The sequence below is a fragment of the Bacillus cereus group sp. BfR-BA-01379 genome (assembly GCF_022663605.1).
Taxonomy (GTDB): Bacteria; Bacillota; Bacilli; order Bacillales; family Bacillaceae_G; genus Bacillus_A; species Bacillus_A mobilis.
The window spans coordinates 1-258 of the sequence record NZ_JAKUFT010000268.1; the positions used below are offsets into that span (position 1 = coordinate 1).

Genomic DNA, 258 nt, shown 5'->3' on the forward strand with positions numbered 1-258 from the left:
AATTTATTGTCGTAGTCTTCCCATACTTTCTTACCACTTACTTCTGTTGTTTCTGTATTCTTGTACGTGTTCGTAATCGTTGTTCCTTCTACTTTTGTTTCATAGTCTTTCACTTTTACTTCTTCTACTGTGTACTTGTGCTCATTTCCTTTTCCATCGTACTTCGGTAGATCCTTAAAGCTAAATGTCCAATTGCCTTTTTCATCTGCTTTCACTTCTTGCGTTTTAAACTCTTTTCCATTTTGAAGCAGTTGAACC

The 258-nt window shown here is 35.7% G+C and carries 1 protein-coding gene; it reads right to left on the minus strand.

Annotated elements, in window-relative coordinates; genetic code table 11:
• A partial coding sequence (locus MR113_RS27795) for a Cna B-type domain-containing protein (RefSeq protein WP_242257511.1) occupies positions 1-258 on the minus strand: 258 nt, incomplete at both ends.